Below are 17,668 nucleotides of genomic sequence, written 5' to 3' on the forward strand. Positions count from 1 at the left end.
CGTCTACCGGCTCCGGTCCATGCCTTGGCGGAACTGGTCGAAGATCGATTCCACGCCTTTCTGGTAGTCGTCTCGCTGCTGGCGGCCGGTCTCGAACATCTTGCCGAAAATATCGTCATAGGGGGTCTTCGGCCGGCCGCTCGGATTGGGCTCCGGCTGCCGTCCGGAAGGAGGCGGCGTGTCCTCCTGGCCGCCGCCCAGCATCTGCTCCAGTATCTTGCCCCAAGGATTGTCGCCGAACGGGTTCTGGGGGGACGGGTTCTGAGGCGTCTGCGGCTGCTGTTGCGGGGCGCCGGCCATCCCGCCGGCCTGCTTCATCATCTGCTCGAGGATTTGCCCGAGCGGGTTGTCGCCGAAGCCGCCCGGCTGCGCCCGGCTGCCGGGAACCTGCCCGGTCGACTGCTTGAACAGGCCGCCCATGATCATGGAGGCGATCACCGGCAGCATCTGCTGCAGAAGCTGCTGGCCAAGCCCGGTGGCCTGCGCCGCCTGTGCCGCCACGGCCCGCGACAGGTCCTTGGAGCCGAAGATCTGGCCGAGCACGTCGTTGCCCTGCTGGACGCCCTGCGGCGTGAACGCCTTGCCGGCGTCCTCGAAATATTTGGCGTGGCTGCCGCTGGCCATCGCATTCATGAAGGCGCCGAGCCCGTAGGGGTCGGCCGCATTCTGCTTCAGACCCTGCGAAAAGGCCGGCAGCAGCGCGTCCACCGCCGCCTGTGCCTGCTGCTGCGAAAGGTTGAACTGCCGGGCCAGGGCCTCGATGCCCTGGCCGTTCTGGGCCTGGGCCAGCATGTCGAACAAGGAAAGCATCTTTCTCCTCCTCGATGACTTATCGAGAGAGCCTAGAGCATTTCCGGCAGAAGTGTGAAACGGTTTTGCGCCCGCAGATGCGCGGGCACAGGCACATCCAACGCTTCGGCTGCCGATAGGCGCCGCATTCGAGCCGCGCCTTCGCGCCGCCTCAATAGGCGTATTCGAGGAAAACCGGCTCGATGGAGCCGCCCCAGCGCGTATGGTAGGCGGAAAGCATCTCCTCGGCGCTGGTCGTGCCGCGCGAGACCACCTCGTCCAGCGTGTTGAGGAACGAGGTTTCGTCGTAGCCCTCGCGGTTGAGCCGGGCGCGGCGCTTCAGCCCGTCGCGCGAGATCGCAAGCACTTCGCGCGCCATCTCGCGCAGCGTGATGTTGCGGAACGGCGCGGAAATCCCTTGTTCCGGCACCGCGTCGCGCATGGCGCGGACTTCCTCGTAGGTCCAGTTCGCCGTCAGCGCCTCGACGGCGTCCAGTGCGGTCTCGTCATAGAGCAGGCCGACCCAGAAGGCGGGCAGGGCGCAGATGCGCCGCCAGGGACCGCCGTCGGCGCCGCGCATTTCCAGGAAGCGCTTCAGCCGCACGTCGGGGAACAGGGTGGAAAGATGGTTCGCCCAGTCGCCGACCGTCGGCATGCCGTCGGGTATCTCGTTGCGCGCCGCGCCTTGCATGAACTGCCGGAAGGTGTAGTGCGTCATGTCGTGGTAGCGCCCGTCGCGGATGACGAAATACATCGGCACGTCCAGCGCCCATTCGACGTAGTCCGCGAAGCCGAATTCCGGCGAGAAGCAGAATTCGAGCAACCCGGAACGCTGGTTGTCGGTGTCGCGCCAGATGTCGCCGCGCCAGCTCTGGAAGCCGTTCGGCCGTGCATCCGTGAAGGGCGAATTGGCGAACAGCGCGGTGGACAGCGGCTGCAGCTTCAGGCCCACCTGCATCTTGCGGCGCATGTCGGCTTCGCTCTCGAAGTCGAGATTCACCTGGATGGTGCAGGTGCGGTACATCATGTCGAGGCCCTTGGTGCCGACCTTGGGCATGTAGCGCGTCATGATCTCGTAGCGTGATTTCGGCATCACCGGCGTTTCGGCGAGCGTCCATTTCGGGCTGCCGCCGAGGCCGAGGAAGCGGATGCCGAGCGGTTCGGCGATCTCGCGCACCTGCGCCAGATGCGCGTTGCCTTCGCGGCATGTCTGGTGGATCGTTTCCAGCGGCGCGCCGGAAAGCTCGAACTGGCCGCCCGGTTCCAGCGAAATCGCGCCCTGGCCGGTCGGCTCGACCAGGCCGATGATGCGGCCGTCGTCCATGATCGGATCCCAGCCGAGCTTCTGCTGCATTCCTTCCAGTATGGCGCGGATGCCGCGATCGCTCCCATAGGGGACGGGCGCGTTGCCGTCGACATAGAACGGGAATTTCTCGTGTTCAGTGCCGATCCGCCACCTGTCGCGCGGCTTGTTGCCTTTCGCCAGCCAGGCGACGAGCTGGTCGGTGCCTTCGACCGGGCGGGAATCGGTAGTGTCGCGCGCCATATGAACCTCTTGCGGACGAGCGGAGAGCCGCCGCTACTTGGACATATGGGATCGGCCGATCAAGCGAAAAATCCTGACCCAGGGCTCAATGGCGCTTTATCAGGGCGCAGTGTGACCGTTGTCACCAATCGCCGATCGTCGCCTGCATCACCGCGAGCGCCGCCACGGCTGCCGTATCGGCCCGCAGGATGCGCGGTCCGAGCGGAATGACGCTCACGAACGGCAATGCCCGCAGCATGCGGCGCTCGTCTTCCGAAAAGCCGCCTTCCGGCCCGACCAGCAGGGCGAGTTTCGTCTCCTTGACGGCTTGCAGCGCCGGCAGCGGATTGTTGGTGGCGGCGTCCTCGTCGCAGAATACCAGCCGCCGTTCCTTGTCCCATCCGGCCAGCAACCGGTCGAGCTTCTCGCTTTCGCGAACTTCCGGGACAGCCAATATGCCGCATTGCTCGGCCGCCTCGATCACATTGGCGCGCAGGCGTTCGATGCCCGGCTTGGCGACCTGCGTGTGCTGGGTGATGACCGGCTGCAGCACGCCCGCGCCCATTTCCACGGCCTTCTGCACCAGATAGTCCAGCCGCCCCTGCTTCAGCGGGGCGAAGCAATAGACGAGGTCGGACAGCGGCGGCTGCGGCCGCTGGAGGTCCTGGACGACAAGCCGGACGGCCTTTTTCGTCTTTTCCGAGACGGTTGCCGACCATTCGCCGTCCCGCCCGTTGAACAGCAGCACCTGCGCGCCTTCACGGAGCCGCAGCACATGCATCAGGTAATGGCTCTGCTGCGGGCTGGCCTCGATCCCGGCGCCGGCATCGAGGGCGTCGGGCACGAACAGCCGTTGCATTCTGTAGTTTGCGCGCATTCCCGTCCAATGCGGCAGCCCGGCCCGCGCAGTCAAGCCTTGGCGGATCGATGCCATGCCGGCCGGTAGCCGTGCTTCAGCACCGCCACTGTCGTGGCGGGCGTCAGAAGCCGGAGGGTGGGCCCGGCAAGCGCGCTGAAATCTCTCGGCGCGCCATAGCCGGCGAAGGACCAGCGCAGCGCCTTGCCTCCCAGCAGGGCATGAACTTCCGATTCCGTAGCGACCATGGCGCCGTCGGGCAGGGCGGCAAGATCGTCCGGCTGGATTTCCGGAGCGTGGCCGACAGAGGCCGGCCGCTCCCTGTGCAACCTGCGGTCCAGCATGGGCGCGCGCGGCTGCGCGATGCCGAAGGCCGCACCGAAGCGCCCGACGAAGTCCTTCGCCCGCTCGCGCCGGCAGAAGAAGCAGGGCCGGTGCCCGGCGGCCAGCGCCGTCACCTCGTCCAGGAAGAACAATTCGGTCCAGCCGGCCTTGCCGCCGGGCCGGTTGCGCCCCATGGGCTCACGTCGCCGCCCGCCGAATGCGCATTCGCAGATGATCCAGGCCTGCAGCGCCCAGCGCTTCCTGAGCAGCGTCTTCGTGTCCGGATCGTGGATGATGCCGCGATTGCCGGTGAACATGCCGCGTTCAGGCACGGCATGGATGGTCCCGAACGGATCGACGCGGTTTTGCAGCGGCATGGCGTTCGTTCCTTCCCTGTCGGCTACTCTCTGTCGGCCGCCGGTCTTGGCGGAAACCGTGGCCTCTGATACCGCATGTCGGGTCCGTTTCCTGACAGGATGATCATGCGCGTACTGGTAATCGAAAACTATGGCGATACCGGCCTCGGGCAGGTCGGGACCGCGCTGGACGAGGCCGGCGCGGAACTGGACCTGCGCCGGCCGTACCGGGGCGACGAACTGCCCTCGGATCCTGCCGCTTACGATGCGCTCGTCATCCTGGGCGGCGGCCAGAACGCGCTCGCCGACGACGAATACCCCTATTTCCCGGCGCTTCTGTCCCTGACGCGCGATTTCGAGGCCGCCGACAAGGCGGTGCTCGGCATCTGCCTCGGCGGGCAGTTGATCGCGCGTGCCTTCGGCGGGCGCAACCAAGTGGGCGGCGCCACCGAATTCGGCTGGCATCAGGTCTGCCTGACGGAAGGGGCCAAAGCGGACGCGGTGCTCGGTTCGTTGCCTGAGGTTTTTCCGATCTTCGAATGGCACGACGACACCTTCACGCTGCCGCCGGATGCCGTTCGCCTGGCTTCCAGCAAGGTGGCCGAGAACCAGGCCTTCCGTGTCGGCCGCGCGGTCTACGGCTTCCAGTTCCATTTCGAGGCCCATCGGCCGATGGTGCGCCAGTGGAGTAGCACCTTCGCGCAACTGATCGCGCAACGCCGTCCCGACTGGGCGGCTCGCTTGCCGGACGAGGAGAAAAGCCACGGGCCGCAGGCCGATGCGGCTGGCCTCGCCATCGCCCGAGCCTGGGTCGCAGTCATCTGAGACCATGCTGCCGCAGCGTCACCGTGGCGGATTTGGCACGGTGACGCGATTCATGCTGTGGACTCTGCTTTCATCCTTGGAGTGTGTCCGCGCTCTGCCCTAGAAGGCGCCGGCTTCGCATCCGCAATGCAACGGGCCGGCGCACGGGCGACATCCTGTCGATACGAGCTGAAACCAGAAGCGAAGCGGAAACTTTGTCGCGACTTGTTCGTTTCAACGCATTGGTAACCGAGACGGTCCATGGTGAGCAGACCCAAACCCGAGATGACTTTCGTGAAAGCAGCGCTTCTGTCTCTTGCCATGCTGGCCGCCATCGTGCTGTGGGGCACCGGCATCTATTCCGCCGACGCGGCCAACGACCATAACGCCGTGGATGGCTACGGCGTCACCGCCTCCCTGCGCTGAACCGCGCCACCTTCCCCTATCGTGATCAGCCGCTTCGCCTGGCCTTCGACGGCCAGCGCGGTGAGTGTGCCCGAGCGCCAGGCGTAGCTGTCCAGGTTGACGCGGTTGGGCAGCACTTCGGCTCGAGGCACGGGCGTATGGCCGTGCACGATCAGCCTGGGGTGCAGGCCGGGCCAGCTTAGGAACGGGTCGCGGATCCAGACGAGGTCGTGCGGGTCCTGCCTGTCCAGCGGCACGCCCGGCCGGATGCCGGCATGGCAGAAGAAGAAGTCGCCGGCCTCATGGGTGTAGGCCAGCGACGACAGGAAATCGACATGCTCGGGCGGAACGGCCGCGGCCAGCGCTTTGCGCGCGACGTCTCCCGGATCCGGCGGCAGTTCGACGCCGTAGGAGCGGGCCGTCGCGTCGCCGCCGTTGCGGACGAACAGGCCGTTCACGTCCGGCATCGCAAGGAAGTTCTGCAACCCGACCTCGTGGTTGCCGATCAGCATGATATTGCGCGGCTCGCGCTCGCGTGCCGCGATCAGATGGTCGATGACGCCCTTCGAATCGGGACCGCGATCGATGTAGTCGCCGAGATGGACGATGCGCCAGTCGGACGGGCGGTCGCGTTCGATCTCGTCGCGGATCGCCCGGTGCATGGCCTTCAGCAGGTCGAGCCGGCCATGCACGTCGCCGATGGCGTAGAGCCGCACGCCCTGCGGGGCGCGCGCCTCGCGGAAATGGATCCCGGCGCTCACGCCGGCCGGGCCTCCGGTCGGTAGAGCATGTCCTTGCCGACGTCGCGGATGTCGCGCTTGCCGCACAGCGCGAGCGTGGTCTCCAGTTCCTTGCGGATGATCTCCAGCGTGGTGGTTACGCCTTCCTTTCCGGCGGCGCCCAGACCATAGAGGAAGGGGCGCCCGATATAGGTGCCCTTGGCGCCGAGGCAAAGCGCCCTCAGCACGTCCTGGCCCGAGCGGATGCCGCCGTCCATATGCACCTCGATCCTGTCGCCGACGGCGTCCACGATCTCTTCCAGGACGGAGATGGAGGAGGGGGCGCCGTCCAGCTGCCGGCCGCCGTGATTGGAGACGATGATGGCGTCTGCGCCCGTGTTGGCGGCCATCACGGCGTCCTCCTTGTCGAGGATGCCCTTCAGGATCAGCTTGCCGCCCCAGCGCTCCTTGATCCATTCGACATCGGCCCAGGAAAGTCGCGGGTCGAACTGCTCGGTCGTCCACGAAGACAGCGAGGCGAGATCGCCGACCCCCTTTGCATGGCCGACGATGTTGCGGAAGGTGCGGCGCTGCGTCCGAAGCATGCCCATGCACCAGCGCGGGCGGATCGCCATGTCGAGTATGTTCGGAAGCGTCAGCTTCGGCGGCGCCGAAAGCCCGTTGCGAACGTCCTTATGGCGCTGGGCGAGGATTTGCAGGTCGAGCGTCAGCACCAGCGCGGAGCATCTGGCGGCCTTGGCGCGCTCGATCAGGCTGAGGACGAAATCCTTGTCGCGCATGACGTAGAGCTGGAACCAGAACGGCTTCTTCGTCACCGACACCACGTCTTCGATCGAGCAGATGCTCATGGTGGAAAGCGTGAACGGCACGCCGAACTCCTCGGCCGCCTGCGCGGCGAGCATCTCGCCGTCGGCGTGCTGCATGCCCGTCGAGCCGGTCGGCGCCAGCGCCACCGGCATCGAAACCTGCTCGCCGATCATGGTCGAGGCGAGCGAGCGGTTGGTCATGTCCACCAGAACGCGCTGGCGCAGCTTGATCTTGCCGAAATCCTCCTCGTTGGCGCGATAGGTGCTTTCGGTCAGGGCGCCGGAATCGGCATAGTCGAAGAACATCTTGGGCACGCGGCGGCGTGCCTGCTTTTTGAGGTCGTCGATGGTAAGAAGCATTCCCATGCCTGGTTTCCTGGTCTTGCGGCCGTTCCGGCCTACTGGTTTCGATCTGTCTTGCGTGAAATTTCCGTCTCGCCGGCGCGCTGCCTGAGCCTGAGCCGCGACACGCGCTGCCAGTCGTCCGTACGTTCGGCCTGCACCATGGAGCGCTCGACATAGGTGATGTGGTCCATCGCCGCCTTGCGCGCCGCGACGGGATCGCCGGCCTTGACCGCAGCATGGATGGCATGGTGCTGGGCGAGCAGGTCCTCGCGAGCGCCCGGAAGCGCGAAGACAAGCAGCCGGTGCCGGAAAATACCCTCCGACAGCAGCCGGTAGCAGGACCGCAGCGTGTGCAGCAGAATGATGTTGTGTGCGCATTCGCCGACCGCGTGATGAAACTCGACGTCGATCTCGGCCTCGTCGTCGAAGTCGCCGGTACGGTGCGCCTCGTCCATGCGTTCCATGATGCGGTCGAGCAGGGCGAGGTCGTCGGCGGTGGCGCGCCGGGCTGCATATTCCGCCGCGACCCCCTCGATCTCGCGCCGGTACTCCAGATAGTCGCTGGTCGCTTTGCTGTGAGTGGAGATCAGCTCCATCACCGGCTTGGAGAACACCTGGCCGATCACGTCGGCGACATGGGTTCCGCCGCCGTGGCGCGTCACCAGCAGGCCGCGTGCCTCCAGCGCTTTCAGCGCGTCGCGCAGGATCGGCCGCGAAACCTCGAACTGCCTGGCAAGCTCGCGCTCGCCGGGCAGGCGGTCGCCGGCGCGCAGCACGCCTTCGAGGATCAGGCTCTCGATCTGGACGATCACCTCGTCGGCGGTGCGCGAGTGATCGATGCGGGAGAAGATGTCGTTCAACGGAATGTCCGGGCGAGAAGGCTCGGCTGTAAGATACGAGCCGAGGCCGCAACTGGTCAAATAATTTATCCAATTATCGGCCCGCGGCCGGGCGCCGGCCGTATCGGCTTCGCGCGGCGATGCCAAATTCACGCTGCGTGTCGTCTCGCACGGCCCGCAACGCACGTTCCCGAAAAGTGGAACCGGCCGCATTTGTGCGGTGCAAGGCAATTCCACCTTGCTGCAAAATGCTCTAGAGGAGTGTCGTTTGCAGGCCAAGGAAGCCGCGGGGAACGATCGTGTCGGAAAATCCGTCCAGCCTGGAATTCCGGCCGCGCGCCAGCGGCTCCGTAATGGGGTTCCCCGCACATGGCGGGCGCTCCGGCGCGCTGGGCGAGGTCCATGCCCGGCCGCACCCGCTTGTGGCGGCGCCGCGCGTGCTGATCCAGCTTTCCTTCGTGACCGAGGGCGGAACCGGCGTTGACCACGCCGTGCTGACCGAACTCTCCATGCGCGTCGGCATCGCAGCGCCGGACAAGCAGGCCCGCCACCATGCCATGAAATGGGGCAACGGCTCGCTGCGCTGGGAGCGGCACACCGAGTTCTCGACCTATCTGTGGGAGGGATCGCTGGCCGAAGCCGGCCGTGCGCAGGAGGATTCGCCCTTCGGCAACGGCTTTTCCCCGCCCGGTACGGTCATTTCCGGCATCCGGCTGGAGATCCGCAAATGGACCGCGGCCGCCGAGAAACTGATCGCGGGCTTCGATCCGACGAGCCTGTGCTATTCGCTGGTCGAGCGCGGCAAGGCGGCGATCGTCACCGACTTCCGCCAGGACGGCGACGGCCTGACCCGCATGCTGATACTGGACCGTGGCTTGACGCCGGCCAGCACCGGCGCGCTGTCGCAAAGGCTGGTGGACATCGAGACGTATCGCACGCTCGCCATGCTGGGCCTGCCGCTGGCGCTTTCGCTGTCGGTCAGGGTGCGGCGCATCGAGGACAAGCTGGCAGTCATCACGCGCGAGATGAAGGCGGCCGAAACCCGCGACAACCAGAAACTGCTTGCAGACCTGACCGAGCTTGCCGCCGAACTGGAAGCGGACGCCGCCTCCAGCCTCTACCGTTTCGGCGCCAGCCGCGCCTATGACGGCATCGTGCGCGAGCGGCTGGAGGCGCTGGAGGAAGAGGCGGTGCCCGGCTACGACACCTGGGCCGGTTTCCTGCGCCGCCGCATGGCGCCGGCCATGCGCACCTGCCGCTCGGTGGAGGAACGCCAGGCGAACCTGTCGCGCAAGCTCACCCGCGCCACCACGCTCTTGCGCACCTGGGTCGATGTCGAGGTGGAAAGGCAGAACCGCGACCTGCTCGCCTCCATGAACAATCGCGCCCGCCTGCAACTGCGCCTCCAACAGACGGTCGAGGGCCTGTCCGTGGCGGCGGTCTCCTATTATGTCGTCGGCCTGATCGGCTATCTCGCCAAGGGCGCCACGATTTTCGGCCATGCCGTCGCGCCGGAAGTGGTCACCGGTCTCTCGGTACCGGGCGTTTTGCTGGCTGTCTGGTGGGGCGTGCGCCGCATCCGCCATTCCCACGCCGAGCATTGATTGCCGGCCGCCTGTTGCCGTGCCGGGCGCCAGCGGCCATTTGACGCTGCGGAAGGTGTTTTCCATCTGCCCAGACCCGCTTCGCCGAAAGCACGGTTTGCATGCGCGGCGGCCAACAGGTAAAAGCTTTTTACCACTTTGGAGCGTGGCCCGAAAAGCTTGAAGCGTTTTGCGGAAAGCGGGCATGCTTGACGGGGACTTGCAGCGGGAGGCCATCATGTCCGCACCGGCCATGCCGAAACCGCAGGAGGCGACGCTCGCCCGCCGCGCGGAGATCGTCGCCGACATGCGTGCCATCGTGCCCGGCGAAGGCGTCGTCGACACGGTCAGCGAAATGCGGGCCTTCGAGACGGACGGGCTGACCGCCTACCGGCAATTGCCGCTGGTCGTGGTGCTGCCCGAAACGGTGGCGCAGGTGTCCCGCATCCTCAGATATTGCGACGAGCGCGAGATCCGCGTCGTGCCGCGCGGCTCGGGCACCTCGCTGTCGGGCGGGGCGTTGCCGCTGGAAGATGCGGTCCTGCTGGTGATGAGCCGCTTCAACCGCATCCTCGAGATCGACTATCCCAACCGCACGGTGACGGCGCAGCCCGGCGTCACCAATCTGGGCATCACCAACGCGGTCGAGGCGGACGGCTTCTATTATGCGCCCGATCCGTCCTCGCAGATCGCCTGTTCCATCGGCGGCAATGTCGCGGAGAATTCCGGCGGTGTGCACTGCCTGAAATACGGCCTCACCGCCAACAATGTGCTCGGCATCGAGATGGTGCTGATGAACGGCGAGGTGGTGCGCCTCGGCGGCAAGCATCTGGATGCGGAAGGCTACGACCTGCTTGGCGTCATGACCGGCTCGGAAGGGCTGCTCGGCGTGGTGACGGAGGTCACCGTGCGGATCCTCAAGAGGCCGGACACGGCGCGCGCGCTGCTGATCGGCTTCCCGACCAGCGAGCAGGCAGGCCAATGCGTGGCCGACATCATCGGCGCCGGCATCATTCCCGGCGGCATGGAGATGATGGACGGTCCCGCCATCCGCGCCGCCGAGGATTTCGTCCGCGCCGGCTATCCCCTGAATTGCGAGGCGCTGCTGATCGTCGAACTGGATGGCCCGGCCGTCGAGGTGGATCATCTCATCGGCGCGGTGGAGGCCATCGCCATCGGCAACGGCTCCACCACCTGCCGCATTTCCGCCGACGAACAGGAGCGGCTGGCCTTCTGGGCCGGCCGCAAGGCGGCGTTTCCGGCGGTGGGCCGCATCTCGCCGGACTATTACTGCATGGACGGCACCATTCCGCGCAAGGAACTGCCGAAGGTGCTCGCCGGCATGCGTGAGCTATCGGAAAAATACGGGCTCGGCGTCGCCAATGTCTTCCACGCCGGTGACGGCAACCTGCATCCGCTGATCCTCTATGACGCCAACAAACCCGGCGAATTGCACAAGGCCGAGCAGTTCGGCGCCGACATTTTGCGGCTGTGCGTCAAGGTCGGCGGCGTGCTGACCGGCGAGCACGGCGTCGGCGTGGAAAAGCGCGACCTGATGCCGGAGATGTTCGACCAGATCGATCTCGACCAGCAGATGCGGGTCAAATGCGCCTTCGATCCGAACCATCTGCTCAATCCGGGCAAGATGTTCCCGAAACTGCGCCGCTGCGCCGAACTCGGCCGCATGCATATCCACGCCGGCAAGCTGCCGTTCCCGGACATTCCGAGGTTTTGATGCTTTTCCCCTCTGCTCCCTGCCTATCTGCTTGCGACCCGCACCCATGACCAGCTTCACGCCCGCCACAGCCGAGGAAGTGCTCGCTGCCGTGCAATGGGCCGCCGCAGAAGAAGCCCCGCTCGAAATCCTCGGGCACGGCTCGAAGCGTGGTATCGGCCGGCCGTTGCAGACGGAACATGTGCTCGACCTGTCGAAGCTTTCCGGCATCACGCTCTACGAACCGGCCGAACTGGTGCTGTCGGCCCGGGCCGGCACGCCGCTTGTGGAAATCGAGACCCTGCTGGCTGACAACAAGCAGCAGCTCGCCTTCGAGCCGATGGACTACGGCCCGCTCTTCGGCCAGCCGCCGGGACGCGGCACCATCGGCGGCGTGCTGGCCGCCAATGTTTCCGGTCCACGGCGGCTGAAGGCCGGCGCGGCGCGCGACCATATCCTCGGCATAAATGCCGTTTCCGGCCGCGGCGAGGCGTTCAAGTCCGGCGGGCGCGTGGTCAAGAACGTCACCGGCTATGATCTCTCGAAAGCGATGGCCGGGTCGTGGGGCACGCTGGCCGTGCTGACCGATGTCACTTTCAAGGTGCTGCCGGCCGCAGAAACTGAAAGGACCGTGGCCGTCCGCGGCCTGCTGGACGATCTCGCGGTCGCCGCGATGGCGCTGGCGCTCGGCTCCAGCGCGGAGGTCTCGAGTGCCGTGCATCTGCCCTATCCGGCTGTCTCGAAGGTCGGCGGCCTGGGCAGCCAGCCCGCGACGCTGCTGCGCGTGGAAGGCTTCGGCCCTTCCGTTTCGGCGCGCGTCGAAATGCTGGAAAACCTGCTGAAGAATGCCGGCCCGCTGGAAGAGATCGCGCACGAAGCCTCGCGCGCCCTGTGGCGCGAGGTGCGCGATTGCGTTCCATTCGCTGGCGGCGACAAGCCGTTATGGCGCGTTTCCATGGCGCCGTCACAGGCGCATCAGATGGTGATGGCGCTGCGCATGCGGGCGCCCGTCTCGGCCTTCTACGACTGGCAGGGCGGTCTGGTCTGGCTTTCCATGGAATCGGGCGAGCCGGAGGCCGAACTCCTGCGCGCATTGGTGAAGAATTTCGGCGGTGGCCACGCCACGCTGGTGCGCGCGGCGCTGGCGGATCGCGCCGCGGTCCCGGTCTTCGAGCCGCAGCCGCCGGCCCTGGCGGCGCTCTCGGGGCGCCTCAAGGCCGAATTCGACCCGAAGGACATCCTCAATCCCGACCGCATGGGCCGGGAAGGCAGAGACGCGGCCTAGAACGATGCAGACCAGTTTTTCACAAGCCCAGCTTGCGGACCCGCATGTCGCGGAATCGGAAAAAATCCTGCGCAAATGCGTGCATTGCGGCTTCTGCACCGCCACCTGCCCGACCTACGTGACGCTCGGCAACGAACTGGACAGTCCGCGCGGGCGCATCTACCTCATCAAGGACATGCTGGAGAACGGCCGCGCCGCCGACAGGGAAACGGTCACCCATATCGACCGCTGCCTGTCCTGCCTGTCCTGCATGACGACCTGCCCCTCAGGCGTGAACTACATGCATCTGGTCGATCACGCCCGCGTCCATATCGAGAAGACCTATCGCCGTCCGCTGCCGGACCGGCTGATCCGCGCGATGCTGGCCTTCGTGCTGCCCTATCCGTCGCGCTTCCGCGCTGCGCTGAAGCTGGCGAAGCTCGGCAAGCCCTTCGCGGGGCTGCTCGAAAGGGTTCCGGCCCTGAAGCCGTTGGCGGCGATGCTCAGGCTTGCGCCCGCAGCAATTCCGGCTGCCTCCGCCGCAAAGGCCGAGGGCTCCATGCCTTCGGGAGCAAAAGGACGCGTCGCCCTGCTGGCGGGGTGCGCGCAACAGGTGCTGGACCCCGCCATCAACGAAGCCACCGTTTCGCTGCTGAACCGCCTGGGCATCGAGGTCGTGCAGCCGGACGGGGAGGGCTGCTGCGGCGCGCTCGCCCACCATATGGGCCGGGAGGAGGCCGCACTTGCCTTCGCGCGCCGGAACGTCGACGCCTGGACGCGCGAGATCGACAATGGCGGGCTCGACGCCATCGTCATCACCGCCTCGGGCTGCGGCACCACCATCAAGGATTACGGCTTCATGCTGCGCCTTGATCCCGCCTATGCCGCAAAGGCGGCGGTGGTTTCGGCGCTGGCGAAGGACGTGACCGAATATCTGGCCGGACTCGACCTGCCGGATCCGGCGAACAGGCCGGGCACCGTGGTCGCCTATCATTCGGCCTGCTCCATGCAGCACGGCCAGAAGATCACGCGCCAGCCGAAGGAATTGCTGGCGCGGGCCGGCTTCGTCGTCAGGGAGCCGCGCGAGGGGCATCTGTGCTGCGGCTCGGCCGGGACCTACAACATCCTGCAGCCGGAGATTTCCGCGCGCCTGCGTGACCGCAAGGTCGGGAACATCGAGGCCACTGGCGCCGAGGTCGTCGCCACCGGCAATATCGGCTGCATCACACAGATCGCCGCGGCGACCCGGCTGCCGGTGGTGCACACCGTGCAGTTGCTCGACTGGGCCTATGGCGGGCCCAGGCCGGAGGAACTTGCAGAGGCCAACCGGAAAAGGACGGCGCGCTGAGCCTAAATCGGCCTATTCCGCCGCGAGTTTCGAAGGACCGGTCGCATAGGTCGCTTCATAGGCCGCGCGCTGGCGGTTCAGCGCCACCATGGTGTTGCGCATCAGGATCGCCACGGTCAGCGGGCCGACGCCGCCCGGCACCGGCGTGATCCAGGAAGCGACCTCCTTGACGCTGTCGGCATCGACGTCGCCGACGATCCGGGTCGATCCGTCGGGCAGCGTCTCGGCATTGATGCCGATGTCGATGACGGCCGCGCCCGGCTTCACCATGTCGGCCTTGATCAGCCGCGGCTTGCCGACCGCCACGAAAAGCGCGTCGGCACGGCGTGCATGCGCGGCGACGGAGCGCGTCATGTGGTGGCAGACGGTCACCGTCGCGCCTTCGCTCATCAACAGGAAGGCGATGGGCTTGCCGACGATCTCGGAATGGCCGACGACCACGACTTCCAAACCCTTCAGGTCGAGCCCGGTCTCCTTCAGCAGTTCCACCGATGCGGCGGCCGTGCAGGGCGCCAGATCGAGCTGGTTGTAGACGATGTTGCCGATCGACGCCGGGTGCATGCCCTCGACATCCTTCAGCGGATGCACGGCGGCCTGCAACGCCTTGATCGGGATATGCGGCGGCACCGGGCGCTGGATGATGATGCCGGTGACGCGCGGATCGGCGTTCATGCCGTGGATGGCGGCTTCAAGCTCCGCTGCCGTCAGGTCGGCGGGGAAGCTGCGCTCCTCGAAGTCGATGCCGGCGAGCTCCGCCTTGGCGCGCTGGTTGCGCACGTAGACCTCCACCGCCGCGACATCGCCGACGGTGATGGAAACCAGCTTGGGCGGAAATCCCTCGTTTCGCGCCTGCTCCGCCGCCTCGCGTACCGAAGCGAGGATGCGCTTGGCCACTGGGCCGCCCTTGAGATAGCGACTGTCGCTGGACGATGACATCGTCAATCCCGCTTTTTGAAAAACCCGGATAGGCCGGGACATAACAATTCCATGTCCTCGATGACAATGCCAAAGTAAAATTTATTTCCTGCGTGCCGGTACACCGGCCCGGCGGTCCGCTAACGGTCCGCCAACGAAAAGGGCAGCACGGCTTTCACCGGCTGCCCTTTCGCGACCGGCCATGTCCCCACATGGCCCGTCCCCCGTTGTCCCTGCGACGATCCGGGAATCGACCCCGGATCGCAATCCGGCACGGAAGCTACATCACAACGACCGTGGTTCCAACCTTCACCCGTTCATAAAGATCGACCACATCCTCGTTGCGCATGCGGATGCAGCCCGAAGAGACGGCGCCGCCTATGGTCCAGGGCTGGTTGGTGCCGTGGATGCGATAGAGCGTCGAGCCGAGATAGAGTGCGCGCGCGCCGAGCGGGTTCTCGATGCCGCCGGCAAGATAGGTCGGCAGATATTTGCCCTTGGCCTTTTCCCGCGCGATCATCTCGGCCGGCGGGCGCCAGTCCGGCCATTCGCGCTTCTCGCTGATCTTGTGGGTGCCGGCCCATTCGAAGCCGGGCTTGCCGGTGCCCACGCCGTAGCGCCGGGCCCTGCCGTCCCGCTCGACCAGATAGAGGAAGTTCTGGCGCGTATCGATGATGATGGTGCCGGGCTTCTGCGGACCGTCATAGGCGACCTCCTGCGGCAGATAGACCGGATCGATCTGCCGGCGGGCGACCACCCGCTTTTCGGCCGGCCGCACCATGGCAGCCGTGCGGATCCTGTCGGGCTGGGTCCGCACCTGCGGCACGACCTGGCGGTAGCCCGGCCGCTGCTGCCGCAACCGCACCATGCCCTGCTGGCCGCCGAGCTGGAGCACCCAGGGCGCGGAAAGGTCCGGGCTCACCATCACCGGGGGCCGCTCCATGTAGCGGTCGTTGGCCGCAGAAGGTGTCGGGCCCGCCACCAGCAATGCCGTCGCCCCGAGCAGGCATAAAAAAGCTTCTTTCATCGGACGCACTCTCGAACTTGACCGCCACGCGCCGGAAACGGGTGTCCGTGCCCGGCTTGGGGTTGCATCGTGGCGCGCACAGGCAACCGAATGGTGAATCGCGGGTCGGTAAAATTGCACCGTTTCGGGAAAGCTTTCGGTGTGGTTACCGCCCGGTTCAGGAATCTGGTAAAGCGCCGGTAAAGGCCAGCGCAGGAGAGGGATGCGGCGATGAGCGAAGAAGGTCTGGTTGCCGGCCCGGACGGGGCATTGCGCTGCTTCTGGCACGGCAACCTGCCGGATTATCTGCATTATCACGATCACGAATGGGGCCGGCCGATGGCCGACGACACTCGCCTGTTCGAGAAGATCTGCCTGGAAGGCTTCCAGTCGGGCCTGTCGTGGCTGACCATACTGCGCAAGCGCGAGAATTTCCGCGAAGCCTTCGAAGGCTTCGATTTCGAGCGCGTCGCCCGCTTCGGAGAGGCCGATATCGAGCGCCTGCTGGCCAATGCCGGCATCATCCGCCATCGCGGCAAGATCGCCTCGACCATCAACAATGCCAGGCGGGCGCGCGAACTGGCCGATGAAACCGGCTCGCTGGCCGCCTACTTCTGGAGCTTCGAGCCCGGTCCGGACCAGCGCCCAAAAGTCGTGGACCTCGCCCATCTGCGCGCCAATCCGACCACGGCGGTGTCGGTGCGGTTGTCCAAGGACTTGAAGAAGCGCGGCTGGAGCTTCGTCGGCCCGACCACCGTCTATGCCTTCATGCAGGCCATGGGCCTGGTCAACGACCATCTCGAAGGCTGCGTCTGCCGGGAGAAGGTCGAGGCGCAACGTGCGGCGTTCCTGCGGCCCCGACTGAGGATCTGACAACGGCTGCCGACAGCGGCCCGACGCCGGCATTGCCGGGCATATGGCCGAACGTCTATTCTCCATGCCGTGAGTTTGCGCGGCGCGCCCCTTGGCGGAAGCCCGGATTCGCGCAAAATGCGTTGCGCCCGAAGCGCAAGGGAGTTGCCAGATGAACGTGGTCGAGAAGCGCGCGGACAAGGCGCCACCCGCAACGGCCGGTTTCGCCAACCAGCCGCACCCCTACAATCCGGCTGTGCCGTTTTCGCTCGATCCGGTGGAGGCGGTGCGGGTGAACCTGTCTGCCGCGGAACGTCGGACCGCGACGCTGGCCGGGCGCCGCACGGTCAAGAAGGAATGGCAGGCGGCATGGCTGGTGCGGGCGATCCAGTGCATCGACCTCACCACCCTGAACGGCGACGATACCGAAGGGCGCGTGCGACGGCTCTGCGCCAAGGCGCGCCATCCCCTGCGCGACGATGTGCGGGAGGCTCTCGGGCTGGGCGGGCGCAGCATCACCACCGGGGCGGTCTGCGTCTACCATCGTTTCGTTGCCACGGCGGTGGATGCGCTGAAGGGATCGGGCATTCCGGTCGCCGCCGTTTCCACCGGCTTTCCGGCAGGGCTTTCGCCGCTGGAGACGCGGCTGAAGGAGATCGAGGCCTCGGTGACTGCCGGCGCCAGGGAGATCGACATCGTCATCACCCGCGAATATGCGCTGAGCGGCAACTGGCAGGCGCTCTACGACGAGGTGAAGGCCTGCAAGGAGGCCTGCGGCCCGGCGCATATGAAGACCATCCTCGCCACGGGCGATTTGCAGACGCTGCGCAACGTGGCGCGCGCTTCATGGGTGGCGATGATGGCCGGTTCGGATTTCATCAAGACCTCGACCGGCAAGGAGGCGGTCAACGCCACGCTGCCGGTGACCCTGACCATGTTGCGCGCCATCCGCGACTATCGCGAAATGACCGGCCATATCGTCGGCTACAAGCCCGCCGGCGGCATCTCCACCGCCAAGGACGCGCTCGCCTATCTGGCGCTGGTGAAGGAGGAACTGGGCAACGATTGGCTCCAGCCCAATCTGTTCCGCTTCGGTGCCTCCTCGCTGCTGGCCGACATCGAGCGCCAGCTCGAACATTACGTCACCGGCCGCTATGCGGCCTTCAGCCACCACGCCATGGCCTGATCCGGCGAGGG

General features: G+C 66.3%; 17 protein-coding genes. 8 read left to right on the forward strand and 9 right to left on the reverse strand.

The genetic code is table 11. From position 1 onward, the window contains the following. Positions 1–3: 3 nt before the first annotated feature. The 4 genes from QU595_RS02535 to QU595_RS02550 form a co-directional block, all read right to left on the reverse strand. Complete coding sequence (locus QU595_RS02535) at positions 4–810, reverse strand: DUF937 domain-containing protein (RefSeq protein ID WP_315918916.1); 807 nt, start codon at positions 808–810, stop codon at positions 4–6. A gap of 151 nt (positions 811–961) precedes the next feature. Then, positions 962–2,335, reverse strand: coding sequence for a glutamate--cysteine ligase (locus tag QU595_RS02540; protein ID WP_315918917.1), 1,374 nt, complete (start codon positions 2,333–2,335; stop codon positions 962–964). A gap of 121 nt (positions 2,336–2,456) precedes the next feature. After that, positions 2,457–3,191: a 16S rRNA (uracil(1498)-N(3))-methyltransferase gene (locus QU595_RS02545; protein ID WP_315918919.1), complete on the reverse strand. Its 735-nt coding sequence runs from the start codon at positions 3,189–3,191 to the stop codon at positions 2,457–2,459. A gap of 32 nt (positions 3,192–3,223) precedes the next feature. After that, positions 3,224–3,871, reverse strand: a complete 648-nt coding sequence (locus QU595_RS02550) for a hypothetical protein (RefSeq protein WP_315918921.1) — start codon at positions 3,869–3,871, stop codon at positions 3,224–3,226. Positions 3,872–3,976: 105 nt separating this feature from the next. Between QU595_RS02550 and QU595_RS02555 the strand changes: the two genes are divergently transcribed. Beyond that, on the forward strand, positions 3,977–4,675 hold the full coding sequence (locus QU595_RS02555; RefSeq protein WP_315918922.1) for a type 1 glutamine amidotransferase: 699 nt from the start codon (positions 3,977–3,979) through the stop codon (positions 4,673–4,675). A gap of 240 nt (positions 4,676–4,915) precedes the next feature. Next, complete coding sequence (locus tag QU595_RS02560; protein WP_315920769.1) at positions 4,916–5,080, forward strand: hypothetical protein; 165 nt, start codon at positions 4,916–4,918, stop codon at positions 5,078–5,080. On the opposite strand, the gene QU595_RS02565 is transcribed toward QU595_RS02560, so the two are convergent. From QU595_RS02565 to QU595_RS02575, 3 genes are read right to left on the reverse strand one after another with little or no spacing between them, the layout of a single operon-like run. Then, positions 5,053–5,820, reverse strand: a complete 768-nt coding sequence (locus QU595_RS02565; protein WP_315918923.1) for a metallophosphoesterase family protein — start codon at positions 5,818–5,820, stop codon at positions 5,053–5,055. The genes QU595_RS02560 and QU595_RS02565 overlap by 28 nt on opposite strands. Beyond that, positions 5,817–6,971, reverse strand: coding sequence for an alpha-hydroxy acid oxidase (locus tag QU595_RS02570; protein ID WP_315918925.1), 1,155 nt, complete (start codon positions 6,969–6,971; stop codon positions 5,817–5,819). Before QU595_RS02570 ends, QU595_RS02565 begins: the two co-directional genes overlap by 4 nt. A gap of 32 nt (positions 6,972–7,003) precedes the next feature. Continuing rightward, positions 7,004–7,810 carry an FCD domain-containing protein gene (locus QU595_RS02575; RefSeq protein WP_315918927.1) on the reverse strand — a complete coding sequence of 269 codons (807 nt, stop codon included), beginning with the start codon at positions 7,808–7,810 and terminating at the stop codon, positions 7,004–7,006. A gap of 278 nt (positions 7,811–8,088) precedes the next feature. Here QU595_RS02575 and QU595_RS02580 point away from each other — a divergent pair, with 278 nt between their 5' ends. From QU595_RS02580 to glcF, 4 genes are all read left to right on the forward strand, one after another. Further along, positions 8,089–9,393, forward strand: a complete 1,305-nt coding sequence (locus QU595_RS02580; RefSeq protein WP_315918929.1) for a DUF3422 family protein — start codon at positions 8,089–8,091, stop codon at positions 9,391–9,393. Positions 9,394–9,610: 217 nt separating this feature from the next. Beyond that, on the forward strand, positions 9,611–11,107 hold the full coding sequence (locus QU595_RS02585) for an FAD-linked oxidase C-terminal domain-containing protein (RefSeq protein WP_315920660.1): 1,497 nt from the start codon (positions 9,611–9,613) through the stop codon (positions 11,105–11,107). A gap of 46 nt (positions 11,108–11,153) precedes the next feature. Beyond that, positions 11,154–12,371, forward strand: a complete 1,218-nt coding sequence (gene glcE / locus QU595_RS02590; protein WP_315918931.1) for a glycolate oxidase subunit GlcE — start codon at positions 11,154–11,156, stop codon at positions 12,369–12,371. Positions 12,372–12,375: 4 nt separating this feature from the next. After that, a complete protein-coding gene (gene glcF / locus QU595_RS02595) occupies positions 12,376–13,698 on the forward strand; it encodes a glycolate oxidase subunit GlcF (RefSeq protein ID WP_315918932.1) in 1,323 nt (440 codons plus the stop codon). 12 nt (positions 13,699–13,710) lie between these two features. Here glcF and QU595_RS02600 read toward each other — a convergent pair whose 3' ends face one another. Continuing rightward, positions 13,711–14,634: a bifunctional 5,10-methylenetetrahydrofolate dehydrogenase/5,10-methenyltetrahydrofolate cyclohydrolase gene (locus QU595_RS02600; RefSeq protein WP_315918933.1), complete on the reverse strand. Its 924-nt coding sequence runs from the start codon at positions 14,632–14,634 to the stop codon at positions 13,711–13,713. Positions 14,635–14,893: 259 nt separating this feature from the next. Beyond that, on the reverse strand, positions 14,894–15,640 hold the full coding sequence (locus QU595_RS02605) for a L,D-transpeptidase (protein WP_315918935.1): 747 nt from the start codon (positions 15,638–15,640) through the stop codon (positions 14,894–14,896). A 210-nt stretch (positions 15,641–15,850) separates the two neighbouring features. Between QU595_RS02605 and QU595_RS02610 the strand changes: the two genes are divergently transcribed. After that, the gene (locus QU595_RS02610) at positions 15,851–16,492 is read left to right on the forward strand and encodes a DNA-3-methyladenine glycosylase I (RefSeq protein ID WP_315918936.1); all 642 of its coding nucleotides are present in this window, start codon (positions 15,851–15,853) and stop codon (positions 16,490–16,492) included. Positions 16,493–16,643: 151 nt separating this feature from the next. Beyond that, complete coding sequence (deoC, locus tag QU595_RS02615) at positions 16,644–17,657, forward strand: deoxyribose-phosphate aldolase (protein ID WP_315918938.1); 1,014 nt, start codon at positions 16,644–16,646, stop codon at positions 17,655–17,657. Positions 17,658–17,668: the final 11 nt, after the last annotated feature.

It is taken from the genome of Mesorhizobium sp. SP-1A (genome assembly GCF_032460275.1).
Lineage (GTDB): Bacteria > Pseudomonadota > Alphaproteobacteria > Rhizobiales > Rhizobiaceae > Mesorhizobium.